The sequence below is a fragment of the Micromonospora sp. NBC_00860 genome (genome assembly GCF_045207375.1).
GTDB classification, from domain to species: domain Bacteria; phylum Actinomycetota; class Actinomycetes; order Mycobacteriales; family Micromonosporaceae; genus Micromonospora; species Micromonospora vinacea.
Genome location: NZ_CP108825.1, coordinates 6,696,398 through 6,716,667, shown reverse-complemented (window position 1 = coordinate 6,716,667; position 20,270 = coordinate 6,696,398). Strand labels below are relative to the sequence as shown.

16 protein-coding genes are annotated in these 20,270 nt (G+C 71.5%); 9 read left to right on the top strand and 7 right to left on the bottom strand.

Annotated features, from left to right (window positions below):
• The first annotated feature begins 40 nt into the window (after window positions 1–40).
• Window positions 41–1,192, top strand: a complete 1,152-nt coding sequence (locus OH804_RS31025) for a tyrosine-type recombinase/integrase (RefSeq protein WP_406061186.1) — start codon at window positions 41–43, stop codon at window positions 1,190–1,192.
• Between the two features lie 57 nt (window positions 1,193–1,249).
• On the opposite strand, the gene OH804_RS31020 is transcribed toward OH804_RS31025, so the two are convergent.
• The 3 genes from OH804_RS31020 to OH804_RS31010 all read right to left on the bottom strand — a co-directional run bounded on the left by OH804_RS31020 (window position 1,250) and on the right by OH804_RS31010 (window position 2,863).
• A complete protein-coding gene (locus OH804_RS31020; protein ID WP_007465523.1) occupies window positions 1,250–1,504 on the bottom strand; it encodes a Smr/MutS family protein in 255 nt (84 codons plus the stop codon).
• A gap of 121 nt (window positions 1,505–1,625) precedes the next feature.
• Complete coding sequence (locus OH804_RS31015; RefSeq protein ID WP_196919904.1) at window positions 1,626–1,994, bottom strand: M48 family metallopeptidase; 369 nt, start codon at window positions 1,992–1,994, stop codon at window positions 1,626–1,628.
• A 98-nt stretch (window positions 1,995–2,092) separates the two neighbouring features.
• Window positions 2,093–2,863, bottom strand: coding sequence for an ROK family protein (locus tag OH804_RS31010; protein ID WP_406061183.1), 771 nt, complete (start codon window positions 2,861–2,863; stop codon window positions 2,093–2,095).
• A 62-nt stretch (window positions 2,864–2,925) separates the two neighbouring features.
• Here OH804_RS31010 and OH804_RS31005 point away from each other — a divergent pair, with 62 nt between their 5' ends.
• From OH804_RS31005 to OH804_RS30995, 3 genes are all read left to right on the top strand, one after another.
• The gene (locus OH804_RS31005; RefSeq protein ID WP_406061181.1) at window positions 2,926–4,563 is read left to right on the top strand and encodes an ABC-F family ATP-binding cassette domain-containing protein; all 1,638 of its coding nucleotides are present in this window, start codon (window positions 2,926–2,928) and stop codon (window positions 4,561–4,563) included.
• Between the two features lie 38 nt (window positions 4,564–4,601).
• Window positions 4,602–4,910 carry a hypothetical protein gene (locus tag OH804_RS31000; RefSeq protein ID WP_196919907.1) on the top strand — a complete coding sequence of 103 codons (309 nt, stop codon included), beginning with the start codon at window positions 4,602–4,604 and terminating at the stop codon, window positions 4,908–4,910.
• 224 nt (window positions 4,911–5,134) lie between these two features.
• Entirely contained in the window at window positions 5,135–5,860 is a 726-nt protein-coding gene (locus OH804_RS30995; RefSeq protein WP_406061178.1) for a methyltransferase domain-containing protein, read from the top strand.
• 16 nt (window positions 5,861–5,876) lie between these two features.
• Here OH804_RS30995 and OH804_RS30990 read toward each other — a convergent pair whose 3' ends face one another.
• Entirely contained in the window at window positions 5,877–6,884 is a 1,008-nt protein-coding gene (locus OH804_RS30990) for a LacI family DNA-binding transcriptional regulator (protein WP_406061176.1), read from the bottom strand.
• Between the two features lie 37 nt (window positions 6,885–6,921).
• Window positions 6,922–8,403, bottom strand: a complete 1,482-nt coding sequence (locus tag OH804_RS30985) for an amino acid permease (RefSeq protein ID WP_406061174.1) — start codon at window positions 8,401–8,403, stop codon at window positions 6,922–6,924.
• A 202-nt stretch (window positions 8,404–8,605) separates the two neighbouring features.
• Between OH804_RS30985 and OH804_RS30980 the strand changes: the two genes are divergently transcribed.
• Window positions 8,606–10,267 (top strand): glycoside hydrolase family 10 protein, encoded by a 1,662-nt coding sequence (locus OH804_RS30980; RefSeq protein WP_406061172.1) that lies wholly within the window; start codon window positions 8,606–8,608, stop codon window positions 10,265–10,267.
• 180 nt (window positions 10,268–10,447) lie between these two features.
• Entirely contained in the window at window positions 10,448–10,984 is a 537-nt protein-coding gene (locus tag OH804_RS30975; protein ID WP_196919912.1) for a phospholipase, read from the top strand.
• Between the two features lie 134 nt (window positions 10,985–11,118).
• On the opposite strand, the gene OH804_RS30970 is transcribed toward OH804_RS30975, so the two are convergent.
• Together OH804_RS30970 and OH804_RS30965 are read right to left on the bottom strand one after the other, a co-directional pair.
• Entirely contained in the window at window positions 11,119–13,959 is a 2,841-nt protein-coding gene (locus OH804_RS30970) for an ATP-binding protein (protein WP_406061170.1), read from the bottom strand.
• Window positions 13,960–14,111: 152 nt separating this feature from the next.
• Window positions 14,112–14,318, bottom strand: coding sequence for a zinc ribbon domain-containing protein (locus tag OH804_RS30965; RefSeq protein ID WP_196919914.1), 207 nt, complete (start codon window positions 14,316–14,318; stop codon window positions 14,112–14,114).
• Between the two features lie 37 nt (window positions 14,319–14,355).
• Here OH804_RS30965 and OH804_RS30960 point away from each other — a divergent pair, with 37 nt between their 5' ends.
• The 3 genes from OH804_RS30960 to OH804_RS30950 all read left to right on the top strand — a co-directional run bounded on the left by OH804_RS30960 (window position 14,356) and on the right by OH804_RS30950 (window position 20,255).
• Window positions 14,356–15,795, top strand: coding sequence for a lytic murein transglycosylase (locus tag OH804_RS30960; protein WP_406061168.1), 1,440 nt, complete (start codon window positions 14,356–14,358; stop codon window positions 15,793–15,795).
• Window positions 15,796–15,867: 72 nt separating this feature from the next.
• On the top strand, window positions 15,868–16,884 hold the full coding sequence (locus OH804_RS30955) for a GNAT family N-acetyltransferase (protein ID WP_406066746.1): 1,017 nt from the start codon (window positions 15,868–15,870) through the stop codon (window positions 16,882–16,884).
• Window positions 16,885–16,976: 92 nt separating this feature from the next.
• Window positions 16,977–20,255: a lamin tail domain-containing protein gene (locus OH804_RS30950; RefSeq protein ID WP_406061166.1), complete on the top strand. Its 3,279-nt coding sequence runs from the start codon at window positions 16,977–16,979 to the stop codon at window positions 20,253–20,255.
• The last annotated feature ends 15 nt before the right edge of the window (window positions 20,256–20,270 follow it).

Here is a 20,270-nt window from a genome sequence, read left to right as displayed (position 1 = left end):
GAAGTCCCGGCAAGAACCAAAGCCAGAGTGCGGGCAGGGAATGCGCTACCGCGTTCGGTACCTCGCCCCTGACGGCAAAGAGAAATCGCAGTCGTTCCCCGACAAGAAGAAGCGCGACGCACAGGCATTTCTCGCCAACGTCCAGGCCGACATCCTCAAGGGCACCTACGTCGACCCCGACGCCGGCCGCACGACCTTCAAGCAGTACGCCGACGAATGGCTCGCTGCCGCGACCACCGACGTGCTCACCCGCGACCGCATCGAGTACGAACTCCGCCTGCACGTGTACCCGGTCATCGGGCACAAGCCGATCGCGTCCATCCAGCCGACGACGATCCGGGAGTGGGCGCGGAAAATCCAAGAGAAAGGGCTGTCGGTGGGTTACCGCCGGGTCCTCTTCACTGACGTGTCGATGATTCTCAACGCGGCGGTGGACGACAAGAAGATCGTCAGCAACCCGTTCGCGGTCAAGAGCATTCGCCGGCCGAAACCCGCTCCGACCAAGGTGGTGCCGTGGCCGGTCACCCGGTTGACTGCGTTCCGGAAGAACGTGCGTCCCCGGTACCGGATCGCGGTGGACCTGGGCGCGGGATGCGGTCTACGACAAGGGGAGATATTTGCGGTCAGCCCCGGGGACCTCGACCCGACCCGCCCGGTCCTGCAAATCACTCGGCAGATCAAGTTGGTTCGAGGTTCGCTGATCTTCGCCCCACCGAAGGGCGGCAAGTCCCGCGAGGTCCCGTTGCCCGACTCGGTAGCCGCCAGGCTCAAGCAACATGCGCAAGATTGCCCGCCGGTCCCGGTGACCCTGCCGTGGGAGACGCTGACCGGCGAGCCGCGAACCGTCGAGCTATACCTGACGACACCCGCCGGTCTGGCGCTGTCCCGCTCGATGTTCAACTCCGGTGTCTGGAAGCCCGCGATCCGCGCGACCGGGATCCCCGACGACCGACACAACGGGATGCACGTCCTGCGCCACACCTACGCCTCGGTCCTCCTGGACGCAGGGGAAAGCATCAAGGCTCTGTCGGCCTACCTGGGCCACGCGGACCCGGGCTTCACCCTCCGGACCTACACCCACCTACTGCCGGCCAGCGAGGATCGCACCCGCCGGGCCATCGACAAGGCACTCGGTGAAGACCAGGCCGGCAACGACGCTCCGCAAGCCCTTGACGGCCTGGACACGGCATGATCATGGTTAATCGGCCCTGCCAACGGCCGGCTATGCAGGTCAGAGGCTATGTCGTTCCTACTTCCAGCGGAAGTGGACGAAGAGGCGGCCGAAGTTCTTCGAGTCCTTCTCCACCCGGTGGTAGAGCTGCTTGACGTCCTTCTGGTCGAGGAACCGCAGCACCCGCTTCTTGAGCTGGCCGGACCCCTTGCCGGGGATGATCTCGACGAGGGTGGCCTTCTTCGCCACCGCCTCGTCCATGATCCCGCGCAACGCCCGGTCGATGTCCTGGCCCTTGTTGAAGATCTCGTGCAGGTCCAGCTTGAGCTTCATGCCGCAGCCCCCGGCCGGTCAGGTCCCATGTCGCCATCCTAGGCACGTCCGACAGGTCGCCCGCCAGACGACGAAGGGGCGGCCCCGAAGGACCGCCCCCGCACTTGTCACCGGGTCAGGCTCAGCGCCGGCCGCCGAGGCGGGTCTCCACCCGTTCCAGCGCGGCCCGGTAGTCGTCGTTGGCCGCGTACATCGCGGCGGCGATCCGCAGGTGCCGCAGCGCGTCGGTGTGCCGGTTCAGCCGCTCCAGCGTCCGACCGAGCACGTGGTGCGCGTAGTGGTCGCTCGGGTCCCGTTCGACCAGTTCGCGCAGATGCTCCTCGGCCCGGTTGAGCTGGGCCGACTGGAAGTACGCCCGGGCCAGCAACTGCCGTACCGCCGCGTTGCCGGGTTCGGCGTCGATGATCGGCTCCAGCAGTCGGGCTGCCCCGCTGGGGTCACCGGTTTCGAAGAACATGGTCGCCCGCCGGTAGTCCGCCAGAAGATCCATCTGCCACCTCCTCGGGTCGCACCGTCACCTGTTCCGACGCTGGCACAACACCGGGAGTTTGGCGACTGTTCCCGGGGGCGAGATCAGACGAGATCCGGTCAGGTGCGGGCGTCCCGGCGTCCGACGGAGAGTTCCCAGGCACGGACGCCACCGACGATTCCGGCGGTGTTCGGCACCACCACCACGTCGTCGCCCATCCGGGCCAGTTGCTCGGGCCGGATCAGTCGGGAGTTGCCCCCGCCCAGGTAGAGCCGGTCCCAGCGGAACACCGGGCGGAGCCCGTCCACCACCTGCCGGATCCGACGGGACCAGAAGGCGTCGCCGAGCCGCCGCCGTTCCGGCTCGCCGACGTACGTGTCGTAGGTGGTGCCCCAGCGCACCGGGGCGTGCGACAGCTCCAGGTGCGGTGCGAGCACCCCGCCGTCGAAGAGCGCGCTGCCCAGCCCCGTCCCCAGGGTCAGCACCAGCTCGCAGCCGGTGCCGGCGACCACTCCGGCGCCGTGCACCTCGGCGTCGTTGAGCACCAGCGCCGGCACCCCGAAGGCGTCGGCCAGCGCGCCGCGCGCGTCCCAGCCGGACCACTCGGCTTGCAGGTCCGGGTCGACCCGGCTGCGGGGGCCACTGCGGGTCACGTAGTGCGGAGTGCTCACCACCACACCGTGCCGGATCATCCCGGGTACGCCGACCGTGAGCCGGTCCGCCGTCGGCAGGCGACCGCCCAGATCCAGCAGGGTCCGGACAAACAGCGCAGGTGGCAGCGGGTACGGGGTCGGCACCCGCAACGGCCGGGCCCGCATCGTTCCCGCCTCGTCGAGCACGGACGCCTTGATGCCCCCGCCGCCACAGTCGATCGCCAGTGTGGTCACCACGTCGTTGAGTCTGCCCGCTGGGAGCCGGTGGTATGCGGGCGGCCGGATAGGCTGCCGTCCTGATGAGCGCCACGATGATCGTCAAGGACCTGGCCGCCGGGCACGGCGACCGCCCCCTCTTCGCCGGATTGGACCTGGTGGTCGCCCCCGGCGACGTGGTCGGGCTGGTCGGGCCGAACGGGGCCGGCAAGTCGACGCTGCTGCGTACCCTCGCCGGGTTGTTGCCGGTCGAGGCCGGCAGCGTGCGGCTCAGCCCGCCCACAGCGAGCGTCGGCCACCTGCCGCAGGAGCCGGAACGGCGACCGGGCGAGACGGTACGGGACTTCCTGGCCCGCCGGACCGGGGTGACCGCCGCGCAGGCGGCGTTGGACGCGGCGACCGAGGCGCTGACCGCCGGGGCGGCGGGTGCCGACGACGCGTACGGCGACGCGCTGGAGCGCTGGCTCGCCCTGGGCGGCGCGGACCTGGACGAACGCGCCGAGCAGGTGAGCGCCGACCTGGGGCTCGCCGTCGACCTGGACCACCCGACGACCGGGCTCTCCGGCGGTCAGGCGGCCCGGGCCGGGCTCGCGTCGCTGCTGCTCAGCCGGTACGACGTGTTCCTGCTCGACGAGCCGACCAACGATCTGGACCTGGCCGGGTTGGAGCGGCTTGAGGAGTTCGTCACCGGGCTGCGGGCCGGCACGGTGCTGGTCAGCCACGACCGGGAGTTCCTCACCCGCACTGTGACCCGGGTCCTGGAGCTGGACCTGCCGCAGCAGCAGGTGCACCACTACGGCGGCGGCTACGCGGCCTACCTGGAGGAGCGCGAGGTGGCCCGCCGGCACGCCCGCGCGGACTTCGAGGAGTACGCCGACACCAAGGCCGGGCTGGAGGCTCGGGCACGTACCCAGCGTGGCTGGATGGAGAAGGGCGTGAAGAACGCCCGCCGCAAGGCCACCGACAACGACAAGATCGGCCGTAAGTTCCGCAGCGAGTCGAGTGAGAAGCAGGCCGCGAAGGCCAAGCAGACCGAACGGCTGATCGAACGGCTCGACGTGGTCGAGGAGCCCCGCAAGGAGTGGGAGCTGCGGATGGAGATCGCCGCCGCGCCCCGCGCCGGCGCCGTCGTGGCCACGCTGCGTGGAGCGGTGGTACGCCGGGGTGGCTTCACCCTCGGCCCGGTCGACCTCCAGATCGACTGGGCGGACCGGGTCGCGGTGACGGGGCCGAACGGCTCGGGCAAGTCCACCCTGTTGGCCGCGTTGCTGGGGCGGCTGCCGCTGGACGCCGGCACCGCCTCGCTCGGGCCCGGAGTGGTGGTCGGTGAGGTGGACCAGGCCCGCGGGCTGTTCCTCGGCGACGTACCGCTGATCGACGCGTTCGAGGCGGCCGTACCCCATCTGTCGCCTGCGGACGCGCGGACCCTGCTGGCCAAGTTCGGCCTGCGGGCGGCGCACGTGCCCCGGCCGGCGGCCACCCTCTCACCCGGTGAGCGCACCCGGGCCGCGCTGGCCCTGCTCCAGGGCCGTGGGGTCAACCTGCTGGTGCTGGACGAGCCCACCAACCACCTGGACCTGCCCGCCATCGAGCAGCTGGAATCGGCGCTGGCCAGCTACCCCGGAACGCTGCTGCTGGTCACTCACGACCGGCGGATGCTGGCCGCCATCGAGACCAACAGGCGGCTGCGGGTCGACGCCGGGCGGATCGCCGAGGATTGATCCGTGCCGGCGGGCCGGCGCGGGGTGAGAATGACGCCATGCTCAAGTGGGAGTACGCCCTGCTGGTCCGCCGCCGCCAGGCCGCGACCAACGACCTCGGCTGGGAGGTCGTCTTCGTCTGGTACGGCCCGGACGGCTCGATGGTCGACGTGACGCCGTACGGCGACACCGCCCTGGCCCACCTGAACCGGGCCGGCGACCAGGGCTGGGAGTTGGTCGCGATGAGCGAGGATCCGTCCCTGCCCGGCAACAACGAGCTGCACCGCTACCACCTCAAGCGGCCGAAGCCCGCCGACCCGCCGCCCCGCCAGCGGATCCGCGGTGGCCGCCGCACCCTCTCGGGCTGACCCGACCGCTTCGCGGCTCGGCCGTGCCAGCGCGGAGCCGGTGCCTCCGTTGACCGTGATGCCTGTGAGTCATCTTGATGCCTGTGTGGCATCAGGCTGATTGCGGCCCCAGCCCGCATCCCGCGACACGCTCGTGCGCGGGCCGCGCCCCCGCGGGCGGCGAGGTGGACGAGCGGGGCATAACGGGCGTGATTGCGGGTAACGCGCGGCGGGAGGTGGCCCGAATGGTCGCTTTGGCACAGACTCCGCCCTCGGCCGACCGGCTGCGGGCGATCGACGAATTCCTCGCGCAGGCCTGGGCGGACCAGGTCCGCCACGATGATCGGTTGCGGGACCTGGCGGTCGAGGTGCGGTTCGACCGGGGGGTGGCCCATCTGAGCGGTGACGTGGCCGAGCCCACCCAGCTACGGCTGGTGCGGGACCTGGTGGGGCGGCTGGCCGGTGTCTACGGCGTCTGGTGCCGGGTCGGCATCGGCGGGCGGGCGCCCGTGGTCGTGGACCTCGGGTGCGGGCCGACCAAGCAGTGGTCGAGCAACCTGGGGCTGGACATCTACCCGGCGCCCGGCGTGGACGCCGTCGCGGACCTGTCCGGCTCCCTGCCGCTCGCCGACAACTCGGTGGACGTCCTCTTCGCGGTGCACATCCTGGAGCACCTGATCGACTTCCTGCCGCTTGTCGACGAGTGTCATCGGGTGCTCCGCCCCGGAGGCGTGCTGCACGTGATGAGCCCCTGGTGGGGGCATGTGAACGCGGTGGCCGACCCGACCCACGTCCGGCTGATGGACGTGCAGACGTTCAAGGGAATCTGCCAGCTCCGGCCACCGGGCACGCCGCGGTGGTACCCACTGCACGCCGGCTGCGACGGCGCGTCGATCTTCGCCGACCTGACCCCCCTCCCCCCGGACGCCGACCCGGCGCCCCAAGCCCACCTGGCCCGCTTCTTCGACTGAGCCGCCGGCCCAGGGGTCAGGGGGTCTGGGTTGATTCGCGAAGTTCCAGCCGGTAGGGGGCGGACAGCTCCTTTGCCGGGGCGCTGCGGTCGCCGTCCAGGCGGTTGGCGAGGAGTTCGACCGCCAGTTGGCCGATTTTCTCCTTGTCCGGTGCAACCGTGCTGAGGGTGGGGACGGAGAACCGGCCGTCCTCGATGTCGTCGAAGCCGACCACCGCCACGTCCTCGGGCACCCGCAGACCGGCCTCGTGTAGGGCGCGTAGGGCACCCAGGGCGAGCGTGTCGTTGAAGCAGAAGACGGCGTCGGGGCGTACACCGGAGGTGAGCAGGCCGCGCATAGCGGCCGCGCCGTCGGCGCGGTGCCAGGCCGGCGCGGACGCCACCAGGGCCTGGTCGTAGTCGAGCCCGGCGGCGCGCAGCGCGTCGCGGTAGCCGGCCAGGCGCAGCCGGGCACTGGCGCCCACGTCGGTGCGCTGCGCGCCGACGGCAGCGATCCGACGGCGACCGATCTGGATCAGGTGGCTGGTGATCTTCCGGGCCGCCGCCACGTTGTCGATCACCACGCGATCCGCCGGGCAGTGTTCGATCCGCTCGCCGAGCAGCACCATCGGGGTGCCGTCCAGGCCGGCCAGGTCCGCCGCGGTGAGCGCCGACGGACTGAGGATGAGCCCGTCGATCAGGTGGTCGGTGATACCGGAGGCAAGCACCCGTTCCTGGTCACGCCGGCCCTCGGTCTGGTCGATGAGCACCGTCCAGCCGTACTCGGCGGCGGCGGTGACCACGTGGCGGGCCAGCTCGGCGAAGTACGGGACGTCCAGTTCCGGAACGGCCAACGCGATCACGCCGGTGCGGCCCTTGCGCAGGTGACGGGCCGAGAGGTTGGGCCGGTAGTTGAGCTCGGCGATCGCCTCCTCGACCCGGGCACGGGTGTCCGGCCGCACGTGCAGGTGGCCGTTCACGACGTTCGAGACGGTCTTGACGGAGACGCCGGCCCGTTCGGCCACGTCCTTGAGTCTGTGTCGCACGCCACAACCTCCCCGAGGTGACGGGCGCACCATACCGTCAGCGACCCCCCTGCACGGCGGGCTCGTGCTGGACCAGCCGGTTGCGGCGGTGGCCGTAACCGAAGTAGATCACCGCGCCGAGCAGCATCCAGGCCAGGAACCGCAGCCAGGTCTCCACCGACAGGTTGAGCATCAGGTAGAAGCAGGCCAGCGCCGAGACGATCGGCAGCACCGGCGAGAACGGCACCCGGAACGGCCGCTCCAGGTCCGGCCGCTTGCGGCGCAGGATCGGCACCGCCACCGACACGAGGACGAACGCGCAGAGCGCGCCGATGCTGACCAGGTCGGCCAGCGCGGAGAGCGGCAGGAAGCCGGCCAGCAGCGCGACCGCCACCGTCATGATCGCCGAGATCCGGTACGGCGTGCCCCAGCGCGGGTGCACCTTCGCGATCGAGGGCGGGATCAACCCGTCCCGGGCGATGGCGAAGCCGATCCGGCCCATCGCCACCAGGTCGACCAGGATGACGCTGGTCAGGCCCGCGACCGCGGCGATGGAGACCAGCACGGCGGCCCAGCCGGCGCCGACCGACTCGAAGGCCGACGCGATCGGAGCGCCCCTGTCGATCTCGGTGTACGGCACCATCCCGACCACCACCAGCGAGACGCCGATGTAGAGCACCGTGGAGATCAGCAGCGTGCCGAGCAGACCCAGGGTGAGGTCCCGCTTGGGCTTCCTCGTCTCCTCGCCCAGGTTGGCCACGGCCTCGAAGCCGGTGTACGCGAAGAAGACCACGGCGGCGGCGCTGAGCACCCCGACGAAGCCGAAGACCGACGGCTCCAGCCCGAAGAGCGCCTGCGTGACCGGTTGCTTGATGCCGTCGTCGCCGCTCCCGGCGGGCTCGGCCGGCGGGATGAACGGGGTGAGGTTGGCGGCCTTCACGAAGAACAGCCCGGCGACCACCACGAAGACGCAGATGGCCACCTTCACCAGTACCAGCAGGTTGGTGATCCGGGCGGATTCCCGAATGCCGACGATCGCCACGACGCCGAGGATCAGCACGATCGCGATGGCGCCCACGTTGACGGTGCTGCCCTCCTCACCGAACCACCGGGTCGGCAGGTCGAGCAGTTCGGCGAGGTAGCCGGACCAGCCTCGGGCCACCACTGCGGCGCCGAGCGCGAACTCCAGCAGCAGGTCCCAGCCGATGATCCAGGCGACGATCTCGCCCATCGTGGCGTACGCGTAGGTGTAGGCGCTGCCGGCGGTCGGAACGCTGGAGGCGAGTTCGGCGTAGCAGAGGGCGGCGAGCAGGGCCACCACGCCGGCGATGGCGAAGGAGATCACCACGCCCGGCCCGGCGCTGTCCCGGGCCTCGATCCCGGTGAGGGTGAAGATGCCGGTGCCGATCACGATGCCGATGCCGAAGCCGGTGAGGTCGATAGCGCCGAGCCGCCTCTTCAGCCCCAACTGGCCGTCGCTGCCGTCCGCCTCACCCTGGGCTATCACGTCCTTGATTGGTTTTGTGCGCAGCACGGACACCCGGTCACCCCTCCCACCGTGCGACCACCTCCGTGGCGGCCGGTGACCGCCGTTGCTACCCACCGGCGCGATTCGTCAACCACGAACTCTTGCGGCGATGGCCAGACTGTGAAAATTTCCTACCAGCAACGCGGACATCGGCGGCGAATCTTGCCGTGCGCCGCGCGAAACATCCGGGAGCCCCAACGAAGGGACAGACCGCATGAAAGCCACCCGACTCGGAGTCGCCGGGCTGGTCGCAGCCCTGCTCGGCACGTTCGTCACCGCCACCCCCGCGAGCGCCGCACCCAGCGCGGCCGACACCACCAGCACCGCCACCTGCGCCACCGACCCGGCCACCCCGAAGCGGCAGTTCCGGGCTATGTGGATCTCGTCGGTGGTCAACATCGACTGGCCCAGCAAGGCGTCCCAGACCAACCCGGACCGGATCGCGGCCCAGCAGGCCGAATACCGCGAACTGCTCGACCTGGCCGGGCGACTGCACCACAACGCCGTCGTGGTGCAGGTCCGGCCCACCGCCGACGCGCTCTGGCCCTCACCGTACGAGCCCTGGTCGGAATACCTGACCGGGGTACGCGGCCAGGACCCGGGCTGGGACCCGCTGGCCTTCCTGGTCGACGAGTCGCACAAGCGGAACCTGGAGTTCCACGCCTGGTTCAACCCGTACCGCGTCTCCATGCCGGCCCCCGGCGGCGCCGGCGCCGACCTCGCCCAACTCGCCCCCGGCCACCCGGCGCGGCAGCACCCCGACTGGACCTTCGCCTACCCACCGGCCGGCGTGGCCGGCAGCCGGCTCTACTACAACCCCGGCATTCCGGAGGTCCGCGAGTTCGTCCAGACCGCCATGATGGACGCCGTCAAGCGGTACGACATCGACGGCGTCCACTTCGACGACTACTTCTACCCCTACCCCAGCGGCACCTACCAGGTGCCGGACGACGCGACCTTCGCCGCCCACAACCGGGGCTTCACCGACCGGGCCGACTGGCGGCGGGACAACATCAACCTGCTGATCCAGGAGATGAACGGCAAGATCAAGGCGGCGAAGCCGTGGGTGAAGTTCGGCGTCAGCCCGTTCGGCATCTGGCGCAACAAGACCGCCGACCCGCTCGGTTCGGACACCACCGGCAGCCAGTCGTACGACATCATCTCCGCCGACACCCGCAAGTGGATCAAGCAGGAGTGGATCGACTACGTGGTGCCGCAGCTCTACTGGTACATCGGCCAGTACCCGGCCGCCGACTACGCGCGCCTGGTGCCGTGGTGGGCCGAGACGGTGCGCGGCACCCGCGTCCAGCTCTACATCGGCCAGGCCGACTACAAGAGCGGCGACCCCGCGTACGGGCCGTACTGGCAGAACCCGCGTGAGCTGTCCGACCACCTGACGCTCAACCGGTCGTACCCGGAGGTGCAGGGCAACGTGCACTTCTCCGCGGTGCAGGTGCGGGCCAACCGGCTCGGCGCCACCGACATCTACGCTGCCGAGCACTACTCCCGCCCGGCGCTGGTGCCGGCCATGCCCCACCTGCCGGCCCGGCCGCTGCTCTTCCCGGTGGTCAGCAAGGCGACCCGGCAGGCCGACGGGGTCCGGCTCACCTGGCGGCAGCCCGCCGACGGCGTCGGCCCGCTCGGCACCGCCACCTCGTACGCGATCTACCGCTTCGACGGCACCACGCTGCCCGGCCGGTGCGCCACGGCCGACGCCGCGCACCTGGTCGACACCGTCCGGGCGACTCCCGGTGGCACCCAGTCCTGGGTGGACACCTCGGCGGAGCCCGGTCGGCGCTACACCTACCAGCTGACCGCGCTCGACCGTTCGGCCAACGAGAGCCCCGCGAGCCCGCCGGCATTCGTCAGGCACTGACCCGCTTCCCTGAATGCCCCGGACGCCTCGCGCGTCCGGGGCATTCGTCTGTTTCAACGTATGTCACCAATAGTTGGCGACGCGCATACCGCCTAGTTGATCAGCTGATCGACACTCATCGACATCCGGTAACCCGCCGGTAACTTCCGTCCCACCCGCTCACCCCTGCGGAGGTAACCCGTGCCCCGACGTCTCGCCACCCTGCTCGCCTCGGGCGCGTTAGCGCTGCTCGCCACCCTCACCATCGCCTCCCCCGCCGCCGCCGTCACCACCGCCCAACGGCTCTCCGTGCTGTCCAGTTGGACCCAGACCAGCGCGTCCAGCTACAACTCGTGGAACAGCGCCCGGATCAACCGGGCCCCGTGGGCCGAGTACAACTTCAACTGGTCCACCGACTACTGCTCGTCCAGCCCGGACAACCCGCTCGGCTTCACCTTCAACCTGGGCTGCTACCGGCACGACTTCGGCTACCGCAACTACAAGGCGGTCGGCCAGTTCTCCGCCAACAAGTCCCGCCTCGACAGCGCCTTCTACGAGGACCTGAAGCGCGTCTGCACCACGTACAACTCGGTCGTCCGGCCGGCCTGCTACAGCCTGGCCTGGACCTACTACCAGGCGGTCAGCATCTTCGGTTCGGTAGCGGCCGTCCAGCAGGCCGACATCGACCGCGCCGCCCGAATGAAGGCCGAAGCCGAAGCCAACGCAGCAACCCGCTAAACCCCTCACCCACCCACCCCCGACCCACCCCATCCCCCTTGCCAAACCCCGGTGATCATGGAGTTAGCGGCGGTCCGCTCGGCGTGTCGCACCCGCTAACCCCATGATCAACCGTGCAAGAGGGGTGGGTGGGGTCAGGCGCGTTCGGTTCGGGTGGCTGGGTGACGGTCGGGATTGGCGGGACGGCGGGGGGTTGGTTGGGACAGGCCGGTGCTGAAGCGGGTCGAGTCCGCCGCCAGGTCCGGGTGTTCCACGTCGAGTGCCAGCGCTGCGGCCTCGTCCAGCCCCAGCTCGGCACCCTCGCCGTACGCGTCGTCGAAGGCAGCGTCGCCCAGCGCCGCGCGCAACTCCACCTGCTGTTCGGCCCAGTAACCGCCGAAGATGCCGGGGGTGGCACGCATGCTCGCCCGGGTGGCCTGCGCGGCCCCGAACAGGCGGGCGGCCGTCAACCGCTCCCCGCCGATCATGCAGCGCACCGCGACCGCGTTCAAGGTGTCGCACGCCCGGCCGTGGTAGCCGTGACCCATCCGGGAGCGCAGCGCCACCAGCAGATGCTCGTGCGCGGCGATCACGTCGCCCCGCGCCAGCGCGACCATGCCGAGCAGCATGTCCACCGAACGCCGGCCCCGCTCCACGGGCCGGGCCGCCTCCACCGGACGTACCGCGCCCAGCAGTTCCGCCGCCTCCTCCAGGGCACCCCGCCGCCAGAGCAGCTCGGCCAGGCTGAACACCGCGAACAGCGCCTCGCCGACCACGTCCTGCCCGTGCGCCCAGTCGATGACCTCCCGGCACACCCGCTCGGCCTCGACGAACTGCCCCATGTCCACAAGCGGCGCTGCCCGGCCGGCGAGTACCCGGGCCAACAACCCGGCGTCGCCGGCCTGCCGGGCCGCCGCCTCCGCCCGCTGGGAGTAGCGCAGCTCCTCGGCGAACTCGCCGTCGGCGCTGGCATGCAGTGAATGCATGTGGTACGCCGCCGCCAGCTCCGCCTCCGGGATCCGCTCCCCCGTCTCGGCGATCCGCCCGTACAGCCGGAACAGCCACAGCCGGCCCTCCCGGGCCAGGCCCCGCTCCAGCCACCACTGGTCCAGCCCACCCGCCAGACCGAGACCGGCACGGGCGCTGCCGCCGGTGGCGCACCAGCGCAGCGCGGCGCGCAGCTCCCCGGCCAGTGGGTCGAGGGCATACAACGACAGCGTCACCGGCCGGCCGTCCTGGCCCAGGTGGGCCCGGTCCAACGCGTGCGCCGACCAGGCCACGTGCCGGTCCCGAGCGGCCTGCTCCTCACCCGCCTCGGCCAACCGCCGCGCCGCGTACGCCCGGATGGGGTCGAGCATCCGGTAGGTGCTGCCGGCGGCACGCGGCTCGGCCAACACCATCGACTTGTCCACCAGGACCGAGAGCGGGTCCAGCGGGTCGTCACCCAGCAGCCACTCCACCGTCGCCAGATCCACCGGCCCGGCGAAGACCGCCAGCCACCGCAGCAGACGGGCCGCCCGGGGCCCCAGCGTCCGGTACGACCAGGTGACGGTGGCCTGCATGGTCATGTGCCGCTCGGTGGCCGACCGCTGCACCGCCCGACTCGCCGGGGTGGGCGGCGACGCACCGGCCGCCGCCGCTACCAGGTCCACGGTGTCCTGCTGGTTGCCGGACCAGCCCCGCTCCACCGGCGGCGGATCCGGGTCCTCCCGGCCGGCGTCCAGGGTGCCGAGGACATCGTCCAGCCGCTCGGCGAGCTGGCCGACGGAGAGCACCCGCAGCCGGGCGGCGGCCAACTCGATGGCGAGCGGCAGACCGTCCAGCCGCTGCACGACCCGACGCAGATCGGCGGACTCCTCCGGGTCCGGTTGCCGACCACCGCGCGCCGCCGCCGTGCGATCCAGCAGCAGCGCCACGGCGTCGCTCTCCGCACCGTCCGCCCTCGGGTCGACCGAGAGCGGCGGAATCCGCCACACCACCTCGCCGGGCAGGCTGAACGACTCACGACTGGTCGCCAGCACCCGTACGCCGCCCCCGCCGGACAGCAGACGCGCGATCACCTCGGCGCAGGCTGCCGGTTGGGTGTCGCAGGTGTCCAGTACGACAAGCATCCGGCGGCCGGCCGCGTACTCGACGAGGGTGTCCAGCATCGGCCGGCCGGGCTCGGGGCGCAGGCCGAGCACGGCGGCGATGGCGAACGCGACCAGCCCCGGGTCGGTCACCGAGGCGATGTCGACGAACCAGACCCCGTCCGGGTACGCCTCGACAACTCCGCTGGCCAACTCCACCGCGAGTCGGGTCTTGCCCGCGCCGCCGGCGCCCAGCACTGTGACCAGGCGGTGCTGTCGCACCAGCAGACCCAACTCGATGCGCTCGGCCTGACGGCCGACGAACGAGGTCACCTGGGTCGGCAGGTTGTGCGCCACCGCGTCGGCGGTGCGGGGCCGGGGGAACTGCCGCTCCAGACCCGGGGCGACCAGTTGGAACAGTCGTTCCCGGTCGTCGAAACCGCGCAGGCGGTGCAGGCCCAGGTCGAGCAGGGTGGCGCCCGGCGGCATCGGCTCGGCCCGACGGGCGGTGGACGCCGTGCAGAGCACCTGCCCGCCGTGCGCGGCCGCGGCCACCCTGGCGGCCCGGTGCACCTCGGCGCTGGCGTACTCGCCGTCGCGTGGCTCGGCATAGCCGGTGTGCAGGCCCATCCGCACCCGGGGCGCGGCTTCGGGGGTGGGCCAGTCGTGGCTGGACAGTGCCCGCTGAGCGGTCAGGCACGCCGTCATCGCCGCTGTCGCTTCCTCGAAGGCCAGGAAGAACGAGTCGCCCTCGGTCAGCAGCTCCGCGCCGCCCGTGCTGGCCAGCGTGCGGCGCAGCAGCCGGCGATGCTCGGCGAGCACCGGCCGGTAGTCCGGGCCGAGCAGCTGGGCCAGCCGGGTCGAGCCCTCGATATCGGTGAACACGAAGGTCACCCAACCGCTCGGGAGCTGGATCCGTGGCGACATGCGAGGAACCTCCGCCCGTGACGTCGGGTTCATGCTGCCTGAGTCCGGACGATCACACATCGTGAGAACGGCCGGGCAATAGCCGCCTCAACGTGCCACTCGGACCCGCTCCCGGCAAGGGCGGCCCACCAGTCGTCGACGAATTGGCCCGATCAGCAGCCGCAGGCACCGCCGCAGCAGCCACCGCCGGCGGGTGCCGGGGCGCCACCACCCCGGCCGGTGACCGCGACCGCGGAAAGAAGCTTGACCGTGTCGGCGTGTCCCTGTGGGCAACTGGCCGGCTCACCGGCCGCTGCCATCGAACGGTTGACCTCGAAAGTGTCTCCGCAGGCGCGGCAGCGGAACTCGTACCGGGGCATGCCACCCAGGGTACGTGGATCTGACGGTTCGCGAAGCATGGGTGATACTCGACAGGTGGTGGACGGCGAGGACGACACGCGTGTGCAACCGTTACGACCGGCCGCGCCGCTGGACGGGCCGCTCGAAGGCTCGGGAGCCGCGCCCGAACCGGGGCGCAAGGTGCCCCGCCCCCGCCGTCCCTGGCTGAGCGGGCGTTCGGCGGAAGCGCCGACCACACCACCGGCCACCGCGCCAACCGCACCACCGGCCACCACACCGGCTCCACCAGCCGCCGAGCCGACCGCGACCGACCTCGCCAGGTCCGAACCGGACGCGAGTGCCACCGGCGCGAAGACCCCGGCTGAGCCCGTCCCGACCGCCGGCCCGGAGGCCACCCCCAAGACCGAGACCGCGAACGCCGAGGACCCGAAGGCTGAGGACCCTAAGGCCGAGGACCCGAAGGCCGAGGCGCCCAAGATCGACGCCGCGAAGACCGGTGCCGCGGATCCGGCGAAGACCACTGTGGATGAGGTCCCGGTCGTGCCGGCGTCCGACCCGGCACGTCGGCGGCGGGTGCAGTTCGCACACGCCCTACGTGTGCCGCCACGCCGGGCAGCAGCCACCGCGGCTCGGGCGACCCGGGCCTGGGCCCGCCGGCCGAGCGGTCGGCTGACCCTCCCCGGCGTCTTCCTGCTGGCACTGGTGGCCGCGACCGCCGCGGCGGGAGCGCTGCTCGTACCGGCCGCGATCCGCGCACCGCGCCCGGTCGCTGTCGACGTCTCGGCCACGCCCGGGGTCGCACCGCCGCTGGCGCCGTCCGGCCTGCCCACCGGCCCGCTGCCCACCGGGCCACTGCCGACCGTCCCGCTGCCCAGCGGCGGGTTGCCCGGCAACGGGCTGCCGACCGGGCCGGCGATCGGGGGCCGACCGTCGGACGCCCTGGCCGGCTGGGCGCAGCAGGTCGGCGCCAAGGTCGGCGTCCCGGCGATCGCCATGCAGGCGTACGGCTACGCCGAGCTGGTGCTCGCCCAGACCAACCGCAGCTGCGCGTTGAGCTGGACCACGCTGGCCGCGATCGGGCAGGTCGAATCGGGACACGGCTCGGCCAACGGCGCGCGGTTGGGGCAGGACGGCAAGGCGGTGCCCAACATCATCGGGCTGCCGCTGGACGGGAAGGAAGGTCGGATGCGGATCATCGACACCGACCGTGGCGCGCTCGACGGGGACGCCACCCTCGACCGCGCCATCGGGCCGATGCAGTTCATCCCGACCACCTGGCAGGAGATCGGCGCGGACGCGGACAACGACGGCCGCAAGGACCCGCACGACCTGGACGACGCCGCCCTGGCAGCGGGCAACTACCTCTGCAAGGGCGGCCGAAACCTGAGCATTCCGGGCGACTGGTGGAACGCGATCCTCTCCTACAACGATGTCCGGCGGTACGCCCAGGACGTCTACGACACCGCGAACCGGTACGGACGGGCCAGTCGGTCGTGAAGTGATCGTCTCGATACGTTGGAGAACTGGACACTTCCCCCGGGCCTCTGTTAGCGGCAAGCTAGACGGGTGATGGTGCGCGAGTGGGACCCCAGGACCGCGTCGTCCGCCGAGATCGCGTCGCTGCTGGCCACGCTGAACGCGGTCCTGGCGGCCGATCTGCCGCAGGACCCGCCCTGGCGGGAGACTTCGTTGCGGGAATACCTCGCCGAGGTGATGCCCGGCGAGCGGCGGATCTCCTGGATCGCCCAGGCCGAGCCGACCACCCCGGGTGACCCGGGCGCGGTGCTCGGCCAGGTGCACGTACTCCTTCTGGGTGACATCGGCGTGATCGAGGTGCTGGTGCACCCGTCCGCGCGGCGCACCGGCCTCGGCCGTGACCTGGTGTTGCGTGCCGCGCGCCGGGTCTACCAGGAGGGCTTCCGGTCGATCGGGGTCGAGGTCGTCGGCGACACGCCCGCGATCGGGTTCTACGAGTCGCTCGGCTTCACCCGGGAGTACGTGGAGACGCGCAGCGTGCTCGACCTGACCTCGGTGGACTGGGCCGAGCTGGCCGAGATGGCCACCGGCATCGGGGCGGGCTACCAGTTGGAGTTCTTCCCGGGCGGCCCGCCGGACGACCTGATCGAGGCGTACGCGCGGGCCAAGGCCGAGGTGCGCGACGTCGATGACGGTGAGCTGCGGCCCAGCTCCTACGACCCGGAGCGGCTGCGCGACAGCCTCGACACGCTGCACCGGCGGGGCATGAAGCCGTACATCGTGCTCGCCCGGCACGAGCAGAGCGGCGAGGTGGCCGGCCTGACCGAGGTGGTGGTGCCGGCGCAGCACCCGACCCGTGCCGACCAGTACGACACGATCGTGGCGCAGGATCACCGGGGCTACGGCATCGATCGGGCGATCAAGGCCCGGATGCTGCTGGAGCTGCGCTCCGCCGAGCCGGAGCTGATCGAGGTGCAGACCTGGAACGCGCAGGCCAACGAGGCGATGCTCAAGGTCAACGCGGAGCTGGGCTACCGCCCCGACCGGGACTGGTGCGAATACAGCGTCGACGTCGCTGAGCTGGTGCACCGCCTCGACCCACCGCGCTGAGGAATTCACGAAACTGTCCATTAGGGGATGGACGGTGGACAGTCGCGCACCTTAACGTGCGTTGACCCCCATCCACCCATCGTGGAGGCCCTATGCGCCCGCGCCGCTCAATCGCCGCGCTCGCGACCGCCACCGCCGCCGTGACACTCACGGCGCTCGGCGTCGCACCCACCGCGGCCAGCGCCGCGCCCACCGACCTGTTCATCTCGGAGTACGTCGAGGGTTCGTCGAACAACAAGGCGATCGAGCTGTTCAACGGCACTGGCGCCGCCGTCGACCTGACGGCCGGTGGCTACCAGTTGCAGCTCTACTTCAACGGCGCCACCACGGCCACCACGATCGCCCTGACCGGCAGCGTGGCGGCCGGTGACGCGTTCGTGTTCGCCAGCGCCTCGGCGGGGGCGGCCATCCTCGCCCAGGCCGACCAGACGACCGGGGCGAGCCTCTTCAACGGTGACGACGCGATAGTGCTGCGCCGGGGCACCACGGTGCTCGACTCGATCGGCCAGGTGGGCGTCGACCCGGGCACCGAGTGGGGTGCCGGCGTCACCAGCACCGCGGACAACACTCTGCGCCGGTCGCCGAGCGTGGCTGCCGGTGACACCGACCCGGCGGACGCGTTCGACCCCGCGGCGCAGTGGGCCGGCTTCCCCGTCGACACGTTCGACGGGCTGGGCGCGCACGCAGTGGACGGCGGTGGCCCGGTCGACGTGCCGGCCACGCTGACCTGTGGTGGGCCGCTGGTCACCGCCTCCGGCACTCCCGCGAGCCGCGAGGTGACCGCCGCCGACCCCGACGACACGATCGTCGACCTGGCGGTGACCGCGATCAGCCCGACCCCGGCCTCCGGCTCGATCACCCGCACCGCGTTCACCCCGGCCGACGGGGTGGGCGGCACCGCACGTGCCACGGTCGGTGTGAGCGCCGACCTCGCCGCCGGGGCGTACACGGTCACCCTCACCGCGACCGACGCGGGCGGTGGCACCGCCAGCTGCGCGCTGGTCGTGCAGGTGACCAGGGAGCTGACCGTCGGCGAGGTGCAGGGTCCGACCACCGACGCCGAGTCCGGTCCGAGCGACAGGTCACCGCTCGCACCGGCGAGCGGCAACAGCACGAGCAGCACGCTGTACGACGTACGCGGCGTGATCACCCAGTTGACCCTGGCCCGTACCTCGGCCGGTGCGGAGCAGCACGGGTTCTTCCTGCAGAGCCGCGTTGGTGACACCGACGGCGACCCGACCAGCTCCGACGGCATCTTCGTGTTCATGGGCACGTTCACCTCGCTGATCGGCGGTTACGTGCCGACGGTGGGCGACGAGGTCGTCCTGCGGGCCCGGGTGTCGGAGTACTACACCTTCACCCAGCTCTCCGGCGCGTCGCTGGTCCGCCGGATCGCCAGCGACCTGGCCGTGGACACCGCGGTGGCGGTGACCGACGCGGTGCCGCCGGCCGTGCTGACTGACGCGCAGCGCTTCTGGGAACGGCACGAGGGCTCCCGGATGCGGGTACGCGCGGGCAGCGGCGCGGTGAGCGGCCGGGACGTCTTCTCCTCCACGGCCGACGCGGAGCTGTGGGTGGTCGACCGCGACGACCCGCTGCTCGACCGCTCCGACCCGTACTCCCGGAGGGTCTTCCGTGATTCGCACCCGCTGGACAACGACCCGACCCGCCTCTTCGACGACGGCAACGGCCAGAGGACGCTGCTCGGCAGCATGGGCGTGAAGGCCACCGCCGGGGACAGCGCCACGCTTCTTCCGCCGGCGCACACCTTCGACACGCTGCGGGCGGACGCGGTGGGCGGCGTCTACTACTCGTTCGAGAAGTACGGCGTCCAGGTCGAGCGGGCGGAGTTCGCCGCCGGGGCCGATCCGTCGAAGAACAACCCGCCCAAGCCGGCCGACCGGTCGCAGGAGGTGGCCGTGGCCACCTACAACGTGGAGAACCTGTACGACTACCGCGACGACCCGTTCGACGGCTGCGACTTCGCCGGCAACGCCGGCTGTGCGGGCGTCGACCCGCCGTTCGACTACGTGCCGGGCAGCGAGGCGGAATACCGCGAGCAGTTGGCCGCGCTCGCCGACCAGATCGTGAAGGACCTGCACGCACCGGACCTGATCCTGGTGCAGGAGGCCGAGGACCAGGACATCTGCACGGTCTCCGGGGCGGCGCTGAGCTGCGGCGACACCAACAACGCCGATGGCGCTCCGGACAGCATCCAGGAGTTGGCGCTCACGGTGGCGGCGGCCGGTGGGCCCGCGTACGCCGCTGCCTATGACCGGACCGGCGCGGACGCCCGCGGTATCACCGCCGCCTTCCTGTACCGCACGGATCGGGTGTCGCTGGCGGCCGCGACGGCGAACGACCCGCTGCTGGGCTCGGCACCGACAGTTCAGTACCGGGCTCCGGGGTTGCCGGCCAACGCCGACGTGCAGAACCCGAAGGCCCTGAACGCGGTGTTGCCGGCGGATGTGGACACCTCGACCGGTCGGGACGGGAACAACGTCTTCACCCGTGCTCCGCAGTTGGGCAAGTTCAGCGTGGCCGCCGCACCCGGCTCGACCGAGCGGTTCACCCTGTACGCGCTCAGCAACCACTACTCCTCCGGCCCGGACAGCCGGGTCGGGCAGCGGCGGGAGCAGGCGCGTTACGGCGCGGCGATCGTCACCGCGATCGAGGCGGCCGACCAGACCGCCCGGGTGGTCTACGGCGGTGACCTGAACGTCTTCCCCCGCCCGGACGATCCCATCGCCACCGGCGAGCAGCCCACGCCGTCGGACCAGCTCGCACCGCTCTACGAGGCGGGCCTGCACAACCTGTGGGACAACCTCGTCGCGGACGTGCCGGCCTCGGCCTACTCGTACAGTTTCGAGGGGCATGCGCAGACCCTCGACCACCTGTTCGTCAACGACGCGTTCTACGGCGACCTGGTGCAGGTGCGGGCGGCGCACATCAACGCCGACTGGCCGGCGGAGTTCGCCGGTGACGGGTCACGGGGTTCCAGTGACCACGACCCGCAGGTGGCCCGGTTCCGGTCCCGGGCGTCGTTGACAGTGGCCGACGCGACGGTGGTCGAGGGCGACCAGGGCACCCGGCAGCTCACCTTCACCGCCACCGTGTCCCGGCCGCTGTCCCAGTCGGTGCTGCTCTGCGCCGCCACCGTCGGCCTCACGGCGCAGGCGGGCTCGGACTTCGAGCCGTACGCCGGCTGCAAGGTGTTGGCCGCCGGGCAGACGTCGGTGGCCTTCCCGGTGCCGGTGCGCGGTGACCGCAAGCGGGAGTCGGACGAGAAGTTGACGCTGCTGGTGGCAGGCGTGCCCGGCCTGCGGCTGGCCGACCCACTCGCAACCGGAACGATCACCAACGACGACTGATCGTCGGGGTGGTCG

Bases quoted from the DNA above. Each gene is read 5' to 3' on its own strand.
- OH804_RS31025 (WP_406061186.1), top strand. From the start codon at position 41: ATGCGCTACCGCGTTCGGTACCTCGCCCCTGACGGCAAAGAGAAATCG.
- OH804_RS30970 (WP_406061170.1), bottom strand. From the start codon at position 13,959: ATGTCGCCACGGATCCAGCTCCCGAGCGGTTGGGTGACCTTCGTGTTC.
- OH804_RS30965 (WP_196919914.1), bottom strand. From the start codon at position 14,318: ATGCCCCGGTACGAGTTCCGCTGCCGCGCCTGCGGAGACACTTTCGAG.
- OH804_RS31005 (WP_406061181.1), top strand. From the start codon at position 2,926: ATGAGCGCCACGATGATCGTCAAGGACCTGGCCGCCGGGCACGGCGAC.
- OH804_RS30960 (WP_406061168.1), top strand. From the start codon at position 14,356: ATGGGTGATACTCGACAGGTGGTGGACGGCGAGGACGACACGCGTGTG.
- OH804_RS31000 (WP_196919907.1), top strand. From the start codon at position 4,602: ATGCTCAAGTGGGAGTACGCCCTGCTGGTCCGCCGCCGCCAGGCCGCG.
- OH804_RS31020 (WP_007465523.1), bottom strand. From the start codon at position 1,504: ATGAAGCTCAAGCTGGACCTGCACGAGATCTTCAACAAGGGCCAGGAC.
- OH804_RS30995 (WP_406061178.1), top strand. From the start codon at position 5,135: ATGGTCGCTTTGGCACAGACTCCGCCCTCGGCCGACCGGCTGCGGGCG.
- OH804_RS30950 (WP_406061166.1), top strand. From the start codon at position 16,977: ATGCGCCCGCGCCGCTCAATCGCCGCGCTCGCGACCGCCACCGCCGCC.
- OH804_RS31015 (WP_196919904.1), bottom strand. From the start codon at position 1,994: ATGGATCTTCTGGCGGACTACCGGCGGGCGACCATGTTCTTCGAAACC.
- OH804_RS30955 (WP_406066746.1), top strand. From the start codon at position 15,868: ATGGTGCGCGAGTGGGACCCCAGGACCGCGTCGTCCGCCGAGATCGCG.
- OH804_RS30980 (WP_406061172.1), top strand. From the start codon at position 8,606: ATGAAAGCCACCCGACTCGGAGTCGCCGGGCTGGTCGCAGCCCTGCTC.